Origin of the sequence: Pandoraea pnomenusa (genome assembly GCF_000767615.3) — a bacterium.
GTDB lineage: Bacteria > Pseudomonadota > Gammaproteobacteria > Burkholderiales > Burkholderiaceae > Pandoraea > Pandoraea pnomenusa.
Genome location: NZ_CP009553.3, coordinates 606292 through 624995 on the forward strand (window position 1 = coordinate 606292; position 18704 = coordinate 624995).

At 66.5% G+C, this 18704-nt stretch carries 15 protein-coding genes; 3 read left to right on the plus strand and 12 right to left on the minus strand.

Annotation, left to right across the window (positions count from 1 at the left end; all coding sequences use genetic code 11):
• The first annotated feature begins 45 nt into the window (after positions 1-45).
• The gene (locus tag LV28_RS26860) at positions 46-789 is read left to right on the plus strand and encodes a response regulator transcription factor (protein WP_023872410.1); all 744 of its coding nucleotides are present in this window, start codon (positions 46-48) and stop codon (positions 787-789) included.
• Here LV28_RS26860 and LV28_RS26865 read toward each other — a convergent pair.
• The 8 genes from LV28_RS26865 to rpe all read right to left on the minus strand — a co-directional run bounded on the left by LV28_RS26865 (position 743) and on the right by rpe (position 13622).
• On the minus strand, positions 743-3064 hold the full coding sequence (locus LV28_RS26865) for a DUF3141 domain-containing protein (protein ID WP_048806751.1): 2322 nt from the start codon (positions 3062-3064) through the stop codon (positions 743-745). The genes LV28_RS26860 and LV28_RS26865 overlap by 47 nt on opposite strands.
• A 216-nt stretch (positions 3065-3280) precedes the next feature.
• Positions 3281-4408 carry an ABC transporter permease gene (locus tag LV28_RS26870; protein WP_024788605.1) on the minus strand — a complete coding sequence of 376 codons (1128 nt, stop codon included), beginning with the start codon at positions 4406-4408 and terminating at the stop codon, positions 3281-3283.
• 92 nt (positions 4409-4500) lie between these two features.
• On the minus strand, positions 4501-7263 hold the full coding sequence (gene rbbA, locus LV28_RS26875; protein WP_048806454.1) for a ribosome-associated ATPase/putative transporter RbbA: 2763 nt from the start codon (positions 7261-7263) through the stop codon (positions 4501-4503).
• Positions 7264-7306: 43 nt separating this feature from the next.
• On the minus strand, positions 7307-8386 hold the full coding sequence (locus tag LV28_RS26880) for an HlyD family secretion protein (RefSeq protein WP_023594029.1): 1080 nt from the start codon (positions 8384-8386) through the stop codon (positions 7307-7309).
• Between the two features lie 19 nt (positions 8387-8405).
• Positions 8406-9977, minus strand: a complete 1572-nt coding sequence (locus LV28_RS26885) for an efflux transporter outer membrane subunit (protein ID WP_115344410.1) — start codon at positions 9975-9977, stop codon at positions 8406-8408.
• A gap of 346 nt (positions 9978-10323) precedes the next feature.
• Positions 10324-11829 (minus strand): anthranilate synthase component I, encoded by a 1506-nt coding sequence (trpE, locus tag LV28_RS26890; protein WP_023872404.1) that lies wholly within the window; start codon positions 11827-11829, stop codon positions 10324-10326.
• Positions 11830-12228: 399 nt separating this feature from the next.
• A complete protein-coding gene (locus LV28_RS26895; RefSeq protein ID WP_038618896.1) occupies positions 12229-12945 on the minus strand; it encodes a phosphoglycolate phosphatase in 717 nt (238 codons plus the stop codon).
• Positions 12942-13622, minus strand: a complete 681-nt coding sequence (gene rpe, locus LV28_RS26900) for a ribulose-phosphate 3-epimerase (RefSeq protein WP_023594033.1) — start codon at positions 13620-13622, stop codon at positions 12942-12944. The genes LV28_RS26895 and rpe overlap by 4 nt, the downstream gene beginning before the upstream one ends.
• Positions 13623-14053: 431 nt before the next feature.
• On the opposite strand from rpe, the gene apaG reads away from it, so the two are divergent.
• On the plus strand, positions 14054-14428 hold the full coding sequence (apaG, locus tag LV28_RS26905) for a Co2+/Mg2+ efflux facilitator ApaG/CorD (RefSeq protein ID WP_038618893.1): 375 nt from the start codon (positions 14054-14056) through the stop codon (positions 14426-14428).
• A 28-nt stretch (positions 14429-14456) separates the two neighbouring features.
• On the opposite strand, the gene LV28_RS26910 is transcribed toward apaG, so the two are convergent.
• Positions 14457-14699, minus strand: coding sequence for a hypothetical protein (locus LV28_RS26910; protein ID WP_023594035.1), 243 nt, complete (start codon positions 14697-14699; stop codon positions 14457-14459).
• On the opposite strand from LV28_RS26910, the gene mltA reads away from it, so the two are divergent.
• Positions 14698-15840 (plus strand): murein transglycosylase A, encoded by a 1143-nt coding sequence (gene mltA, locus LV28_RS26915; protein ID WP_023594036.1) that lies wholly within the window; start codon positions 14698-14700, stop codon positions 15838-15840. The genes LV28_RS26910 and mltA overlap by 2 nt on opposite strands.
• Before the next feature lie 137 nt (positions 15841-15977).
• Here mltA and paaK read toward each other — a convergent pair whose 3' ends face one another.
• The 3 genes from paaK to paaG form a co-directional block, all read right to left on the minus strand.
• Complete coding sequence (gene paaK, locus LV28_RS26920; RefSeq protein WP_023594037.1) at positions 15978-17273, minus strand: phenylacetate--CoA ligase PaaK; 1296 nt, start codon at positions 17271-17273, stop codon at positions 15978-15980.
• 97 nt (positions 17274-17370) lie between these two features.
• A complete protein-coding gene (paaI, locus tag LV28_RS26925) occupies positions 17371-17829 on the minus strand; it encodes a hydroxyphenylacetyl-CoA thioesterase PaaI (RefSeq protein WP_023594038.1) in 459 nt (152 codons plus the stop codon).
• Between the two features lie 84 nt (positions 17830-17913).
• Positions 17914-18696 carry a 2-(1,2-epoxy-1,2-dihydrophenyl)acetyl-CoA isomerase PaaG gene (gene paaG, locus LV28_RS26930; protein ID WP_023594039.1) on the minus strand — a complete coding sequence of 261 codons (783 nt, stop codon included), beginning with the start codon at positions 18694-18696 and terminating at the stop codon, positions 17914-17916.
• Positions 18697-18704 lie beyond the last annotated feature (8 nt).

Below are 18704 nucleotides of genomic sequence, written 5' to 3' on the forward strand. Positions count from 1 at the left end.
CGCGAACTACGTGAACTGGACCAGGCGAGCGGGAGGCGTAGCGCAATGCGAGTGCTGCTGGCGGAGGACGACCCCAGGATGGCGAGGCGAATCGCGGGCGCCTTGCCGACTGCGGGCATCGACGTGACGGGAGTGGTCTGCGGCGAGGCGATGCTCACCGCGCACGCCGAAGACCGGTTCGATGCGCTGGTGCTGGATCTCGACACAACCGGCGCCGGTGGCCTGGGCATCATTGCGCGTTTGCGCACCGTGGAAGCGGATGTGCCCGTGTTGCTCATCACGTCGGCAAGCGCGGTGGAGCACAGGGTGGCCGGGCTGAATGCGGGGGCCGACGACTATCTGGTCAAGCCCTTCGACGTGCGCGAGCTGGCCGCGCGGCTGCACGCGCTGATTCGTCGCACGCAGGGTCGCTGCGCGCACCTGATCGAGGCGGGGCCGCTACGGCTGGATCCCGCGAGCGGGCTGGCGTGGCTGGGGCAGGCGCCTGTCGCCTTGTCGCGCCGGGAGATCGACTTGCTGGCGTGTCTCGCCAGCCATCGTGGACGATGGGTGCCGCCCGACACTTTGCATGCCAGGCTCTACGGCATGACCGCGAGAGTGCGCAGCAACGTGCTCAACGTCCACATCCACAACGTGCGTCGCAAGCTCGGCGGCAGTGCGATCCAGACGTCGCGCGGGCTTGGCTATCGCCTGGGGTGGGCGCTTGCAATACCGGAACCCGCAACGGGCACCGACACGTCGGTCAGGCGGTTCGCCTGCGCTTCGACGCGGTGGCCGCAGTCGCTTTGACGGCCGCTTTGGCGGTCGTTGCAGCGGACGTTTTGGCGGGGACTTTGGCGGGTGCTTTTGCGGGCGCTTTTGCGGGCGCGTTGGCGTTCGCCCTGCCGCGGGGGGCACGTGGCGCGCTGGCCGGCCGACGCGCCGACGCTTCGTCTTCGCGCTGTGCGGCGGTTCGTTCGAACACGTCGAGCACGCGGGCCAGATCGCTTTGTTCGCTCGCGTCGAGCGGCACGGCGAAGCTCAGATCCCGCACGGCCTTTGCCACCCGCCGGATGTTCCCGGGCGACGCGTGCGCGAGCATCGCGGGAATGGCCGCCATCGCCGTGTCGGGGGCCATGCGCAGCAGGCCGGCCTGACGCCGGATGATTTCGCGAAAGGTCTCGATCGAGAGATCGCGCTCGCCGCGCGGCAACGAGCGCGCCAGATTGAACTGCCGCTCGTCGGCTTCGCCGTGCAGGCGATGCACCCAGAGCAGCGCCCGGATGCCCGCTTCGAGCAGGCTGCCTTCGTGGAGCTCCTTCTGGCGGTGCTCCAGTGTGTGCCGGACGAACGCCACATGCTCGGGCGATGTGCCGGGGTGCACCCGGACGGCCGCGTCGTCGCTGCCGTGCAAGCCGGCGAGCGCCTGGACCCAGGCTTGTCCGTAGACGAACTCGAATGCCTTTTCGCAAGCGTCGTCGCGCACGTCGCGATAGAAGTCGAGCGATTGCTCGATGGCCGACGAGACGGCCGTCTCCAGCGCGAGGAAGGGGTTGTCGGGCGCCACCGGATGCCTCGATTCACGCACCCGCTCCGCCTTTTCGGCAAACGGTACCGCGAACGGATTGCGGTCGGACCAAAGTTCGTAGCTCACCCGCAACGGGTGGAGCAGTCGCATCCAGTAGGCGGAGGTCGGCGTGACCATCGACCGCACCCACGGTTGCACGAGGCTGCGATACAGCCCGAGATGGATGTCCGACAGATGCGCCACCGTCGCAAAGCGCCGGTCGCTCTGCGCGTCCGGCTGCACGATGGCCCGGACGTCCGCCACACTGCGTCGCTGGATCGACATCACGTAATCGCCGTCGATCAGCTCGCGGTGCGGCGTGTCGGCGGTCTTGTCTGCGATTTGCGCCTGATAGATGCCGGCGGGCAGCACGTCGATCAGGTCGATGTTGTTCACGAACTTGCGATGCTCCTTTCGTCCCGTGCTGCCCGACACGAAGATGCCCAGGTGCCCGATGCTCTCGTGCGTCGCATAGACGATGGTCTGGTCGTGGCTGAGCACTTCCGCGTCGTCGCGGTACATGTCGGTCACGAAGCCGAGCGCCTGCGGCGGCGGTGTGATGTTGTCGCCATAGGAGCAGAACACGACGATGGGCGAGCGGATATTGCGCAGGTCGAGCCGCACGCCGTCGCTCGTGATCAGCTCGGCGCTGGTGAGCCGGTTGCCGATGAACAGGTTGTCGACGATGTATTGCATCTCCTGCGCATTCAGGAAGACGTGTCCGCCCCAGTACTTCTCGAAGCCGAGATAGCGCGGCGCTTCGGTGTCGACGTTGGCGTAAAGGTGATACTTCTTGCGCCACAGCGTATTGGCCGGATCGAGGTTCTCGAAGTTCTGCACGAGCCACGCGCCGTCGAAACGCCCGTCGCCGAGGTCGCTCGTGAGGGCCGTGAGCCAGCTGCCGCCTAGCAGCCCGCCGGAGTAGCGCATGGGATTGCGTCCGCGCCAGCCCGCCCAATAGGACAGCGGCGCACCGGCCACGATGATCGGGCCGAAGAGCTCCGGACGCATCGCCGCCGTCATCAGGATCTGCCAGCCGGCCTGGCAGTTGCCGATGACGGCCGGCTTGCCTGCGCTGTCCGGGTGCAGCGAAATCACTCTCTCGAGGAACGCCGCTTCGGCGTGCATGACGTCTTCGACCGTTTGTCCCGGAACCGGGTCGGGCAGAAAACCCACGAAATAGCACGGATGGCCGGCGCGCAGGGCCGCGCCGATCTCGCTGTCGGGCTTGAAGCCGCCGATGCCCGGGCCATGTCCGGCGCGCGGATCGACCACGACGAAGGGGCGTGCGTTGGGCTGGGTCGGTGTGTCGTGCGGCGGCACGATGCGCATCAGGCAGTAATTGCACGGTCGCGGCAGATCGTGACCATCGAGGACGACCTCGGCGGGAAAGTCGAGCACGTTCGGAGCCGACTCGGCGAGGTGGGCCTGATACTGGTTGCCGCGCTGTCGCATGACGTCGGCGAACAGCACGCTGCGCTGCCAGGCGTCCACGGCATACTCGGCGGCGGCCGCCATCCACGGCAGGTGCGAGAGCCAGGGCGAGTCGGCGGTCGACGACGCCGTGGCGCGGGACGAAGCGGGGCGTTCGAGTGCGGCGGAGGCAGTCGACCTGGCCGACTTGGCCGTCTTGGCAGACGCAGTGGACAACTTGGCTGGCATGGCAGGCATGGCAATGACCTCTCAAATTCGGCATGACGGCGCGCCGTTGGGGACGTTCGCTCTCGCGCGGCGTCACGCCATCGAGCTGAGCGTGCGGCGAAACCGTCGCAGCGAGAAGGCGAAGAACACCGCGCCGATGCCGGCGAGTGCCAAGAACTGCACCCAGACGACACCGATCCCGGCGCCACGGAACAGGATCGCCTGTCCCAGTTCGACGAAATGCGTCGTGGGCGCGGCGAGCATGACGTCCTGCACGAGCTTCGGCATGCTCTCGCGCGGCGTGTTGCCGCCCGAGAGCATTTGCAGCGGCAGCAACACCAGGATCAGCAACATGCCGAACTGCGGCATCGAGCGCGCGACCGTCGCGAGAAAAATGCCCATGGACGTGGTGGCGAACAGATGCAGCGTGGCGCCCAGCAGGAACAGCGCCACGGACCCACCGATCGGCACGTGCAGCGCACCGCCGACGATCAGCCACAGCGACATGGATGCCGCGATCAGGACCACCAGTCCCATGGACCAGACTTTCGCCAGCATGATCTCGGTCGGTGTCACCGGCATGACGAGCAAATGCTCGATGGTGCCGTGCTCGCGCTCGCGAATGAGCGCCGCGCCGGTCAGGATGATCGAGAGCATCGTGATGTTGTTGATGATCTCCATGAGCGCGCCGAACCACGCGCGCTCCAATGTCGGATTGAAACGCACGCGCAGTGCGAGATCGACCGGGAGTTCGGGGGTGGCGCGATATCGCTGCAGGAATTCGCGCACTTCGGCCGAGACGATCTGCTGCACGTAGCCGCTGCCGGAGAACGCCTGGCTCATGCGCGTGGCATCGACATTGAGCTGCACTTCGGCCGCACGTCCCGCGAGCAGGTCTCGCTGGAAGTTCGGCGGAATGTTCAGCGCGAACGTGTAGGCCCCCTTGTCCATGCCACGGTCCACGGCGTCGGCCGTGATCATGCGCGGCATGGTGAACTGCGGCGGGTAGAAGGCCGAGACGATGCGCTGCGAGAGCGGCGAGACGTCCTCATCCACGATGGCGATCGGCGCGAGGTGCAGCGTGTCGGGCTGCGCGGTGGCCGCCGAATATACCGCCGCCGTGAACGTGTAGATGATCAGCACGAGCATCATCGGGTCGCGCGCAAGGCTCCACAGTTCCTTCACGCCGAGCCGGTAGATGTTGGCCAGATGTCGCAGCAGCGGATGCCTGCGCCGCGGCGGTGCCGCGTGCGCGTTGGCGGGTGCCGGAGGGAGCGAAGATGAGGTAGTGGGGGAAGCGCTCGGACGCGTCATCACTTGTCCTGTTTCCTGAGCAGCAGGATCGTGACGCCCAGAATCACGGGCACGGCGAGCAGCATCGGCCAGAAGGCGTCGCCCAGATCGGCGAACCCGAGGGCTTTGTTGAACACGCCGCGGCTGATGATCAGCATGTACGTCGCCGGATAGATCTCGCCGATGAAGCGGCCCGAACCCTCCATCGACGGCACCGGCGTGAGCATGCCGGAGAACTGGATTGCCGGGATCATGGTGCCGATCATCGTGAAGAAAAGCGCCGCGATCTGGCTGCGGGTGAAGGTGGACGCGAGCAGGCCGATACCCGTCGCGACCACGTTGAAGATGAACACGGCAGTGACCAGTGTCACGAAACTGCCTTTGACCGGCACGTCGAACAACGTCACCGCCATCAACGTCATGAGCAGGAAGTTCAGCATCGCGAGCGCGACGTACGGAATCTGCTTGCCGATCAGGAATTCCGTGCGCGTGACGGGGGTGACGTAGAGATTCAGGATCGAGCCAAGCTCTTTCTCGCGCACCACCGACAGCGCCGTGAGCATCGCGGGCAGCATCAGCAACAGCAGCGGGATCACCGCGGGCACCATCGCGGGCAGGCTCCTCACGTCGGGGTTGTAGCGAAAGCGCGTCTCCAGGTCGAGCGAGGCGGTCGGGCGCACGCCGAGCCTGCGCAGCGACTGATCGGCGAGCCAGTTCTGGTGCATGCCCTGGACGTAGCCCTGCACGGTTTCGGCCCGCATGGGCATGGCGCCGTCGATCCACGCACCGATCTGCACCGCCTTGCCGCGCGACACGTCGCGCGCGAAGCCCGGCGGGATCTCGATGGCAAGTGCCAGCTCACCATTGCGCATGCGCCGGTCCATGTCGTCGTAGCCGGTGAGCGGCGGCTGCTCGATGAAGTAGCGCGAACCGGCGATGTTGAGCGCGTAGTTCTGGCTGAGCGTGGTCTGGTCGCGGTCGAGTACCGCATAGCGCAGGTCCTCCACGTCCATGTTGATGCCGTAGCCCATCACCAGCATGAGCACGAGCGAGCCCACCAGCGCCAGCGCGGCGCGTACCGGGTCGCGCTGCAGTTCGAGCATCTCGCGCCAGAGGTAGCTGATCATGCGCGCGGGCGAGAATGCCTTGCGCGACGCCTGGGCGGCCGAGGGCGCGGCGGATGTGACCGGTGCCTGCGCCGCCGCAGGCGCTTCGGGCGTGCCGCCGCCCGCTTCGACGAGATACTCGATGAAGGCCTGCTCCAGCGTGGCCGCGCCCTTGTCGCGGGTGATCTTCGCGGGCGGGTCGGAGACGAGCACCTTGCCCGCGTGCATCAGCGAAATACGGTCGCAACGCTCGGCTTCGTTCATGAAGTGCGTGGAGATGAAGATCGTCACGCGATCGCGGCGCGACAGCTCCACCAGCAAACGCCAGAAGGTGTCGCGCGCCACCGGATCGACGCCCGACGTCGGTTCGTCGAGAATCAGCAGCTCGGGCTTGTGCACCATCGCCACCGCCAGGGACAGGCGCTGGCGCATGCCCAGCGGGATGCTGTCCGGCAAGGCGTCGATCACGTCGGCCAGTCCGAATCGTTCGACCATTTCGTCCACGCGCGCGCCGACTTCGTGCGCCGGCACGTGGAACAGGCGGGCATGCAGCACGAGGTTCTGGTGCACCGTGAGTTCGGTGTAGAGCGAGAAGGCCTGCGACATGTAGCCCACGCGCCGCCGCGTGTCGATGTCCCGGGGATCGACTTCGTGACCGAAGAGCCATGCCTGGCCGTCGCTCGCCTGCAGCAGCCCGGTGAGCATCTTCATCGTGGTGGATTTGCCGCAACCGTTCGAGCCGAGAAAGCCGAAGATCTCGCCGCGCCGGATGCGAAAGTCCACATGATCGACCGCCACGAAATCGCCGAAGCGCATGGTCAGGCCCTTGGCCTCGATGGCGATCTCGGTGTGCTCGTCGACGTGCAACGGCGGAATCGCGACCGGCTCATAGCCGACTTTTTTCTCGTCCGGCAGCAGGTCGATGAACGCCGCTTCCAGATTGTCGCGGCGCGTGCGCGCGAGCAGCTCCGCCGGGGTGCCGGTGTCGAGAATGTTGCCCGCGTCCATCGCCACGAGCCAGTCGAAGCGCTGGGCCTCGTCCATGTAGGCCGTGGCCACGATCACGCTCATGTCCGGGCGTTCGCGTCGAATGCGCGCGATCAGGTCCCAGAACTGCGCCCGCGCGAGCGGATCGACGCCGGTGGTCGGCTCGTCGAGAATCAGCAGGTCCGGGTCGTGAATCAGTGCACAGCACAGACCGAGCTTCTGCTTCATGCCGCCGGAGAGCTTGCCCGCCGGACGCCCGAGAAAGGGATGGAGGCCGGTGCTGCGCGTGAGATCGTCGATCCGGCGGCGGCGCTCGGCGGCGTCGTGGCCGAACAGGCGCGCAAAGAACTGCAGGTTCTCCTCGACGGAGAGCGTCGGATAGAGATTCTTGCCGAGCCCTTGCGGCATGTAGGCGATGCGCGGACATACGATGTCGCGGTGCGCTTTGCTCGCCATGTCGCCGCCGAGTGCCTCGACCGTGCCGGTCTGCACGGCGCGTGCGCCGGCAATGAGCGAGAGCAGCGTCGACTTGCCCACGCCGTCGGGGCCGATCAGCCCCACCATGCAGTTCGCGGGCACGTCGATCGAAACATTGTCGAGCGCGAGCGTCTTGCGCCCGTAGCGCAACGACACGCCGGCCACATGGATGACGGGCGGCAGGCCGCGTCCCTGCCGGGGCGGGTCGGGCATCGCAGGCAACGGGGACGTCGTGGGTACCGTCATGACACTCGACTCAACGCGACGGCAACTTGGTCTGTAACTGCGGCGGCCACGGCCGCTCGCTGTCCGTCTTCACCCAGGCCACGCCCGGCAGGCCGGTCTTGACCACCGTCAGGTGCTGTCGCAGCAACTCCGGCGCGATCTGCGCGCGCACGCGGAACATCAGCTTCTGGCGTTCGCTCTCGGTCTCGACGGTCTTTGGCGTGAACTGTGCGGTGCTGGAGACGAACGAGATGCTCGCGGGGATCACGAACTGCGGCGCGGCATCGAGAATGATGCGGGCCTCGGCGCCCATCGCGAGGCGTCCCGCCACCTCGGAGGGCAGGAAGAACGTCATGTACACGTCGGACAGGTCGACGAGGTTGAGCACCTTGCCGCCGGCGCCCAGCACCTCGCCGGGCTGGGCCACGCGATACTGCACGCGGCCGTCGCGCGGGGCGCGCAGTTCGCTGTCGGTGATGTCGGCTTCGATGCGGTGGATGGTTGCCTGGGCGGCCTGCACGGTGGATTTCGCGCCCGTGACTTGCGCGTTGGCGGCCTCGACGGCGGATTGCGCCGCCGCCACCTGGGCGCGTGCGGCCGTGACAGCCGCGCGGGTGCTGCGCACGCGCGCGCGGTCGTCGTCGAGCTCCTGGACCGATGAGGCGCCTTCCTTCGACAGCGTCTCGGAGCGCGACAGGCGCCGCTGCGCCGCATCGAGTTCGGCTTCGCGCGCGGCAACGTTGGCTTCGGCGGTCGCCTTGTCCGACAGACGCGCCGCCGCCTGTGCCTGAATCGCAGCGACGTTGGTCACGGCCTGCTGATACTGTGCACGCGCTTCGTCGCGCTGCGCATTGAGGGTATCGATCTGCATCTTCGCGAGGACCTGCCCGGCTTTGACGAAGTCGCCTTCCTTCACGTAGATGGCCTCCACGCGTCCGGCGAGCTTCGTCGCGATATCGACTTCCGTGGCCTCGATCCGACCGTTGCCGCTGGCAAAGCCCGCGCCTGGCCCGGTGTGGTTGTAGGTCTTCCATCCATACCAGCCCAGGCCGATCACGACCAGCACGGCCAGTGCGGAAACCATCAGTTGCTTGGCGTTGGGAAGCGTCATGTTCTTTTGCCTCTTGAATTCATTGGGCGGTCCGCGTGGCGTTCGTTCTGCCCGGTGCCCCGGGCGCAGCGACATTGCCCGCCGGTGAGGGCTCGATCACGCGGGGCGTGCGCGCGAACGGGCCGGCAGGTGTGTCGGCCGCCGGCATCAGGCGGCTGCCGCCGCCGAGTGCCGTGTAGAGCGATACGCGCGCGGAGAGCAGCGCGCGACGCGTTTGCACCGTCTGTTGTTCGATCGCGAGGAGATCGCGCTGGGCGTCGAGCACTTCGAGGAAGGCCGCGGCGCCGTGGTCGTAGCGCAGCTTTGCGAGACGGGCGCGCTCCGACTGGGCGTCTTGCGTGGCCTGCAGGATCGAGACCTGATCGGCCAGCCAACGGCGCGCACTGAGGGCGTCCGCGACGTCGCGAAACGCGCCTTGAATCGCCTTCTCGTAGTTGGCAACCGATTCCACCCGACGCGCTTCGGCCAGGTCCAGGTTGTTGACGAGGCGCCCGCCCTGGAAGATCGGCAGGCTGATGCTCGGCGTGAAGGTCCATGCGGCGCTGCCGGCCTTGAACAATCCGTCGAGCGCACTGCTGGCCGTGCCGACCGAGCCGGTGAGCGTGATCTGCGGAAAGAACGCCGCGCGTGCCGCGCCGATGTTGGCATGCGCCGCGCGCAACTGATACTCGGCCGCGATGATGTCGGGCCGGTCTTCGAGCAGCGAGGACGGCAGCCCCGGTTCCAGATCGCGCATCAGCGCCGCGTCGTCGAAGGTGTGGTCGAGGGCATGCGGCGAGGTGTCGATCGGTGCGCCCACGAGCACCTGCAGCGCATGCGCCTGCGCGGCGCGTTGCTGCTGGAGCTGCGTGACGAGCGCGCGCGCCTGCTGCCACAGTGTGGTGACCTCGGTCAGGTCGAGCTTCGACGTGGCGCCGACCTGCTCGCGACGGGTGAAGATGCGCAGCGATTCGGCGCGGCTGTCAACCGTCTGCTGCGCCAGTGCAATGCGCTCGTCGAACTCGCGCAGGCTCAGCCATGTCTGGGCCACCTGGGAAATCAGACTGAGCTCGAGTGCGCGGCGAGATGCATCGGATGCCAAATAATCATCGAGCGCGGCATCCTTGAGATCGCGGATGCGCCCCCAGAAGTCCAGCTCCCATGTCGACAGCCCAAGTCCGACCTGGTACTGGCTGCTGATGTACGGATTGCCGGTAATGCTCAGGTCACGCGGCAGGCGCTGCCGGGTTTCGTTCGCTCCCACACCCAGCGACGGAAGCAGGTCCGCGCGTTGAATGCCGTACACCGCGCGCGCCTGTTCGACGCGCGCGAGCGCAACGCGCAGATCGCGATTGTTGGCCAGCGCGGTCTCGATCAGGCCGCGCAACTGCGGATCGGCGAAGTATTCCCGCCAGCCCAGCGAGGCCGCCGGTTGCGCGGCCGCGGTGGCGGGCGACGTGCTGACATCCGATGTCCATACGCTGGCCACCGGGGCCGCAGGACGCTCGTAGGTCGGCGCCATCGAAATGCAACCGCTGGTCAGGGTTGCCAGAATCGCGCTCAGGGTGGCCGTCACGGTCGTCGCAAGGGGGGATGCGACGCCGGAACGCATACGTGGATTGCATGGTTTCGCCATAGAAGTCTCGACCTCCCGACGGACATCCCACTATAGCGTGGCGACGTCGATCGACGTATACGAAAGTGGTCGAAAAAAAGCGAACGGTTGTGCTAAATCAACAAGGGCCCCGAATCGACTAGAGGATCAACTCAGTCGATTCGGAGCCCTGTGTAATGTCGCGTCATGCAGTGGTCACGGAAGTCCCGCCCGTTTCAGGTGCTGTTGCGCCAATTCGGGGATTCCGCGCGTTGGCGGGGGGGCGTTCCGTTTGTTCGGTGGGATGCGTCAAGTTGGTGCGCGCACCCGCCGGGGCGCCATGCCCCGGCGCCGCGAGCTCGGGTCAGAATTCGGCGTCGAGGCCGTCCTGCACCTGCTCGGCGGCGCGTAGCACGGCGCGCGCCTTGTTCTCCGTTTCCTGCCATTCCGACTCGGGGACCGAATCGGCGACGATGCCGGCGGCGGCCTGTACGTAGAGGTTGCCGTCCTTGATCACGCCGGTCCGGATGGCGATGGCCACGTCCATTTCGCCGCCGAACGACAGGTAACCCACCGCGCCGCCGTACAACCCGCGCTTCACGGGTTCGAGCTCGTCGATGAGTTCCATGGCACGTACCTTCGGTGCGCCGGTAAGCGTGCCGGCGGGGAACGTGGCGCGCAGCACGTCGATGTTCGACAACCCCGGTTGCAGGCGTCCTTCCACAGAGCTCACGATGTGTTGCACGTGCGAATACTTCTCGATCACCATCTTGTCGGTAACTGCCACGGTGCCCGTTTGCGCGATGCGCCCCACGTCGTTGCGCGCCAGATCGATGAGCATGACGTGCTCGGCGATTTCCTTCGGATCGCAAAGCAATTCGGTGGCCAGCTCGGCGTCGCGCTCGGGCGTGGCGCCGCGCGGGCGCGTGCCCGCGAGCGGGCGGATGGTGACGATCTCCTGTTCGCCGTCCGGCGTTTGTCGGCGTTCCTGACGCACGAGGATTTCGGGCGACGCGCCGACCACCTGAAAATCGCCGAAGTTGTAGAAATACATGTACGGCGAGGGGTTGAGCGAGCGCAGCGCGCGGTAGAGCGAGAGCGGGGCGTCGCGATACGGCTTGATGAGACGCTGGCCGACCTGCACTTGCATGAGTTCGCCTGCCGCGATGGCCTCCTTGGCCTTGGCGACGGCCGCGAGATAGTCCGGCTTGGCGAATTCGCGGAACGTCTCGGTGCGTACGCTGCCCGAGGTGACTGGCGCGTCCACCGGCGCCTTTAGGCGAGCGCGCAGTTCGCGCAGCCGCAGGCGGGCCTTCGAATAAGCCTCGGGCTGGGTGGGATCGGCGTAGATGATGAGGTAGAGCTTGCCGGTCAGGTTGTCGATCACGGCGAGTTCTTCGGTGAGCAGCAACTGGATGTCGGGCAGATGCAGGTCGTCGCGCGGCGTGGTGTGGGCCAGCTTTTTCTCGATGTAGCGCACGGCGTCGTAGCCGAAGTACCCGGCGAGGCCACCGCAGAAGCGCGGCATGCCCGGGCGCAGGGCGACTTTGAAGCGGGCCTGGAACCGGGTGATGAAGTCGAGCGGATCGCCTTCATGCGTCTCGACGATCGCCCCATCGCGCACCACCTCGGTCTTCGGACCGAAGCTGCGCAGCAGCGTGTGGGCGGACAGGCCGATGAACGAGTAGCGGCCGAAGCGTTCGCCGCCGACAACCGATTCGAGCAGGAAGGTGTTGGCGCCGCGCCGGTCGCCCAGCGCCAGCTTCAGATACAGCGAGAGCGGGGTGTCGAGATCGGCGAAGGCCTCGGCGATCAGCGGAATGCGATTGAAGCCCTGGTTGGCCAGCGATTTGAATTCGAGTTCGGTCATGTTGCACTCTGCCTGCAGGTTTGCCGGCGGGCGGTCCCGCGATGTCGGCGTGGATTGGCGATGAGAATACCTGAGTGATGTCGGGGTGGACGTGCTGGCCCGCGCCCGGGGCGCAACGTAGGCGCGAGGCACGGGCAAACGCCCGCGGGATCGCCGCGCGAATTGCGTCTCGACGCATCCGCCCGCCGTGTAGCACGGCGCGCAGACAAATGACTTCTTGGGAACAACAACGATGCAAGAAACGGGTTGCCGAAGACGAGCTTCGGCGGTCCCGGCCACCCCTTGGAAGGGTTCAGCAGGACCAGCGTCGCCAGGGCCAGGCCCCCCGGTCGATCACGCCAAGACTCCGTTTCTTGTTCAGGAACATTGCGCTTGAATGCAGTGTGGAAGACGGCGAATTCAGCTCGCCAGATCGGACGTTGCCTTGGGCAGAATCGCCCGGGCGGCGCCCAGAATTGAGGCGACTATACCATCCGTGTCGATCGTTTGTATAGATTCGCCATGGTTGTAGCCGTACGGCACGGTGAGCGATGCGCAACCGGCCGCACGGGCCGCCTGCGCATCGTTGCCCGAGTCGCCGACGAGCACCGCCTGCGACGGCGACACGCCGAAGGCCTCGCACGCCTTGACGAGCGGCATCGGGTCGGGCTTGCGCCTGGGCCACGAGTCCCCGCCGTAGACGAGATCGAAATGATCGGTGAGCGCGTAGTGCTCGAGCAGCGCCACGGCGAAGCGGTGCTGCTTGTTGGTGATGCAGGCCACGGGCAGCCGCGCCTCGCGCAGCGCTGCCAATCCCTCACGCACTTCGGGATAGAGCACCGTGTTCTCGCCGTTGATCGACGTATACACGGCTTCGTATTTGTCCTGGGCACGCTCGAACAGGGCCTCGATCTCGCTGTCGGGGAAGCGCTCGGCGAGTGTCTTGCGCACGAGGTTGGCCGTGCCCTTGCCCACGAAGGTCATCAGGCGCTCGGTCGGCACGGGGGCGGCGCCCAGGTCGGCCAGCATCGCGTTGAGCGCCACGCCGAAGTCGCCGGCGGTGTCGACGAGCGTGCCGTCGAGGTCGATCAGCACGGCACGAATGCCGTCGAGCCGGAGATGCGGGTTCTGGATCATGCCACGCTCGCCAGTTGGGCGCGCATCTGATCGATCACCGCCTTGTAGTCGGGTTTGCCGAAGATGGCGGAGCCGGCCACGAACGTGTCGGCGCCGGCGGCGGCGATCTCGGCGATGTTGTCGACCTTCACGCCGCCGTCGATCTCCAGGCGGATCTCGCGACCGGTCTCGGCCCGGTAGGCGTCGATGCGCGCGCGCACGGCGCGCAGTTTATTGAGCGCCTCGGGAATGAACGACTGGCCACCGAAGCCGGGGTTGACCGACATGATCAGCACCATGTCGAGACGGTCCATCACGTGGTCGAGGTAGTGCAGCGGCGTGCCCGGGTTGAAGACGAGCCCGGCCTTGCAGCCGTTGTCGCGAATCAGGCCGAGCGTGCGGTCGATGTGGTCCGACGCTTCGGGGTGGAACGTGATGAGATTGGCGCCCGCCTTGGCGAAGTCGGGCACGATGCGGTCGACCGGGCGCACCATCAGGTGGACGTCGATGGGCACGTCCACGTGCGGACGAATCGCCTCGCAGACCATCGGGCCGATGGTCAGATTGGGAACGTAATGGTTGTCCATCACGTCGAAGTGAATCCAGTCGGCGCCGGCCGCCACGACGTTGCGGACTTCCTCGCCAAGCCGGGCAAAGTCGGCGGACAGGATGCTGGGGGCGATACAGAATTGCGTCATGGCGAGGTGGGGCGGTAGCGTCAAAAGCGCTATTTTAAAGCTTTCGCCTGACACCTGCCCGCGGTGCTCTCCACAGTGCTCTCATTGGCGAGGTCCGCACCGGCTTCGTGTGGTGGGTCGGCACGGGGGGGCGTGGGGGCACGGGGGCACGGGAGCACGAGGGCATTGGGGCGGCAAGTCGGCTGCAAGCGGGGCGGACGCGCATGAGCATCACGCCCGCCGGGTCGGCAGGGCCCCGGGATGTCCGCCGGTTGCGACCCGCGACGACTTGCCGCAGAATGCCTTGCAAAACGCGATGGCGCGCGCCATGTCGCGCCAAGCGCAATGGTCGCGACGCCGCGGAACCGACCGACGACAGACCGACAGCCGGCGGCCCGACCGCCATGACCAGAACGCCATCAGAGAGCACGCATGCGCAACAGGAACACCCGATGAGCCAGTACGAATTTACCGTCACGGTGCGCCCGCAATACCTTCCGGAGCAATCGGAACCGGATCGGCGGCAATTCGCCTTCGCGTACACGATCACGATCGCGAATACCGGAGAAACGCCGGCACAGCTGATCTCGCGCCACTGGGTGATCACCGACGGCGACAACAAGGTGCAGGAAGTGAACGGCCTGGGCGTGGTGGGGCATCAGCCGTTCCTCAAGCCCGGCGAACAGTTCGAGTACACCAGCTGGGCCATGGTCGGCACGCCGGTCGGCACCATGCGCGGCGAGTACTTCTGCGTGGCGGAGGACGGCACCCGCTTCGAAGTCCCCATCGCCGAGTTCGCGCTCACCATGCCGCGCACGCTGCACTGAAATCGGGCATGAACGCAGTCACCGGGCGTCAGCGGCGGTCGTCGGACCAGTCTTCCCGCTTCAACGGATCGTCGGACGCGCGAGCGGTCGCGTCGGCATCGATCGGGTCGACGGTGTCGCTCGGCATCGGCCGGCTCGCCCGTGTCTGGCGCACCCGGCGGTGGGGCGACGGCCTGCGACGCATCACCACGATGGCCGCGATGATCACGACGGCAAGCAACACTTCCGGCAGTACCAGCAACGCCGGATATTCATCGAACAGATTACCCATGACGCTTTTCCTGAATGTGTTCGGGCGGTGGCGTGCCGGCCGGGGGCTGGCACTCGCCGCGTTGGCGGTATTGCTTTACGGTTGTTCGAGTGTGCCCCCGAAGGGCACCTATCGTCCAGGCACGCCACCATCGACCGTGGCCACGCCGCCCTCGGGCGCGGGACGCATGCAACCCGTATCGTGGTCGCAGGTCGACGGCTGGCAGGATGATTCGCTCATCGGCGCCCGGCTCGCGCTCGCGCAAAGCTGCGTCAAGCTGAGCCGCCAGAGTCACTGGCAAATGGCCTGCCGGGCCTCCGAGCAGCTCGACGATCTCGATCCGGCGGCGGTCCGTCAATTCTTCGAACAGTACTTTACGCCGTTTCGTATCGCGAACTCCGATGGCACGCAAACGGGCCTGATCACCGGCTACTACGAGCCGTTGCTGCACGGCTCGCGGGTGCGGGGCGGCGTGTACCAGACACCGCTCTACAAATGGCCGGCCGGCCGCCGGGCCGGATCGCTGCCCCCGCGGGCGGAGCTCATGCGCAGCGGCATGTTGCGCGGCAACGAACTGGTGTACGTGGACGACCCCATCGAAGCGTTCTTCCTGCAGGTGCAAGGCTCGGGGCAGGTGCTGCTCGACGACGGTACCGTCATGCGCGTGGGCTACGCGGGCAACAACGACCAGCCGTACAAGTCGATCGGCCGCTGGTTGATCGACCGCGGCGAGATCACGCCCGCGCAGGCGACGATGCAGGGTATTCGGGCGTGGGCGCGGGCCAACCCGTCGCGTGTGGACGCACTGCTCGACGTGAACCCGCGCTTCGTGTTCTTCCGCGAGATGCCGAACCACGGCGTGGGCGGCATCGAAGGCCCGATCGGGGCGCTCGGGGTGCCGCTGACGGCGGAGCGTTCGATCGCCGTCGATCCCGCGTCGATCCCGCTGGGCAGCCCGGTGTTCCTCTCGACCACCCGCCCGCCTTTTGGGCCGCAGGCGAATACGCCAATCAACCGGCTGATGTTCGCCCAGGACACCGGCAGCGCCATCAAGGGCGGCGTGCGCGCCGACTTCTTCTGGGGACTGGGCGACGACGCGGGCGATCTCGCCGGGCGCATGCGCCAGAGCGGCAAGATGTGGGTGTTCCTGCCGAATCAGTGACGCCGCGCGATGCGCCCCGCGCTCAGGAAGAAAAAAGCCCGCGGATTCGCGGGCTTTTTTCTTTCGTCACGGCGCCGTGACGGCAACGGATTGTGGCGACCCGTCGCTTCGCGGTGGATGCCGTGTCGGTCGGGGGATCAGCGCGGGCGCTTGTCGAGCACGCGGCGGGCCTTGCCGACGGAGCGCTCGATAGCGCCGACCGGCTTCACGCGAACCGCGCACGACACGCCGATCAGCGTCTTGATATCGCGCTTGAGCTCGCCGCCCGCCGATTGCAGCGCGCTGTCGTCGTTGCAGCCGACCGCCGCTTCGACTTCAACGGCCATCGTGTCCATCGGGCCTTCCTTGTCCAGGATGATCTGATAGTGTGGCGAGAGCACCGGCTGGCGCAGCAGCAGTTCCTCGATCTGCGACGGGAACACGTTCACGCCGCGGATAATCATCATGTCGTCCGAGCGGCCGGTGATCTTCTCCATGCGACGCATCGTGCGGGCAGTGCCCGGAAGCAGACGCGTGAGATCGCGCGTGCGATAGCGGATGATCGGCAGGGCTTCCTTCGTGAGCGAGGTGAAGACCAGCTCGCCGAATTCTCCGTCGGGCAGCACTTCACCCGTCTCCGGATCGATGATCTCGGGATAGAAGTGATCTTCCCAGATGGTCGGGCCGTCCTTGGTCTCGGCGCATTCGCACGCCACGCCGGGTCCCATCACTTCCGACAGTCCATAAATGTCGACCGCGTCGATGCCCATGCGCTTCTCGATGGCCGTACGCATGTCGTTCGTCCACGGCTCGGCGCCGAAGATGCCGATGCGCAGCGACGACTCGGCCGCCACCAGACCCTGGCGCTCCAGCTCGTCGGCAATCGCGAGCATGTAGCTCGGCGTGACCATGATGATGTCGGGTTTGAAGTCCTGGATCAGTTGCACCTGCTTCTCGGTCTGGCCACCGCCGAACGGAATTACCGTCAGCCCGGCGCGCTCGGCGCCGTAATGCGCGCCCAGACCGCCAGTGAACAGACCATAGCCGTAGCTGACGTGCACCTTGTCGCCGCGACGGGCGCCGGACGCGCGGATCGAACGCGCGACCAGGTCGGCCCAGGTGCTGATGTCGTTGGCGGTATAGCCCACGACCGTCGGCTTGCCCGTGGTGCCCGAGGAGGCATGCACGCGCGAGACCTGCTCCATCGGCACGGCAAACATGCCGAACGGATAGCTGTCGCGCAGATCCTGCTTCGTCGTGAACGGGAACTTGGCCAGGTCGGCCAGCGAGGTCAGATCGTCCGGATGGACGCCGGCCTCGTCAAACTTGCGGCGGTACACCGGCGAGTTCTCATAGGCATGCCGCAGCGTCGTCTTCAGACGGTCGAGCTGAAGGGCGCGCAGTTCGTCGAGGCTCGCTTTCTCGATCGGCTCGAGCGGCAAGGCGGTGGTCATGACTGTCTCCTTGGGACTTGCTACTTTCTACTACTACTCACTATGACGTGTATGTCTCGTGCCTGCGTGCCCGGACCCACGTACTGCCCGGGGCCCGTCAGACGACGTTGCCCTTGATCTGTGCGGACTTGCCGCGGAACATGGCGACCACTTCGCCGGCCGAATTCGTCAGCCGGATGTCGTAGATGCCGTGACGCCCCGAAAGTACCTGCTCCTGCGCCTCGGCGGTGAGGGTGTCGCCCCCGGCAACCGGCTTCAGGAATTCGATGCTGCAACCGGCGGCGACCGTGTTGATGTTGTAGCTGTTGCACGCGAACGCAAACGTCGAATCCGCGAGCGTGAACATCAGGCCACCATGGCAGATGGCGTGGCCGTTGAGGAATTCGTCGCGAATACGCATCGACATGCGCGCATAGCCCGGACGCACTTCCAGCAATTCCATGCCGAGCCACTGGCTGGCGCGATCGGTGCTGTACATCGCCTCGCCCGTGGCGCGGGCGAGCTCTTCCGGTGTCATCTCACTGGGTGCCTTGGCGGCGGGGGAGGTCAGGCTCATCGTGTCTCTCGTCTTGTTTTGATATCGGTCTCTCGCGCGGCATGCGGTCTTGGCCGGGGCAAGCGCGCTGGGTGAGGGCGTCGGTCAGCGACCCTCGAATTTCGGTGCGCGTTTCTCGAGAAACGCGTTCACGCCTTCGGCGTAGTCGTACGAGGCGCCCAGCGCCCGCTGCGAATCGCGTTCCAGGTCGAGCTGCTGATCGAGCGTGTTGGTTGCCGACGCGTACAGCGCTGCCTTGATGGTGGCGAGCGCTCGCGTGGGTTGCGTCGCCAACTGGGCGGCAAGCTTCTGGGCTTCGGACATCAGCGCATCGTCGTCGACACAGCGCCAGATCATGCCCCACTGCTCGGCTTGTTCGGCCGAGAGCTTGTCGCCGAGCATGGCGAGCGCCATGGCGCGCGCCATGCCCACGCGTTGCGGCAGGAACCAGGTGCCGCCGGTATCCGGCAACAGGCCGATCTTCACGAACGCCTGCACGAAATTCACCGAGGCGCTGGCGAGCACGATGTCACACGCGAGTGCCAGGTTCGCGCCCGCGCCGGCCGCAATGCCGTTCACGGCGGCAATCACCGGCACCGGCATCGCGCGCAGCTTACGCACCAGCGGGTTGAAGTTCTCGTCGATCAGCGCACCGAGATCGGTCGAGGCGCCCGGCGTGAAGTCGAGATCCGCCAGATCCTGGCCGGCGCAGAAGCCGCGTCCGGCGCCGGTCAGCACGATCGCGCGCGCGCCTTGCGCCTGCGCGGCGTCGAGCGCGTCGCGCAATTCCGCATGCATCTGGCGCGTGAAGCTGTTGAGCTTCTCGGGACGGTTGAGCGTGATCGTCGCAACGTTGGCCTGCAGCGAGAGCTGAATCGTGGCGGTCATGAGTGTCT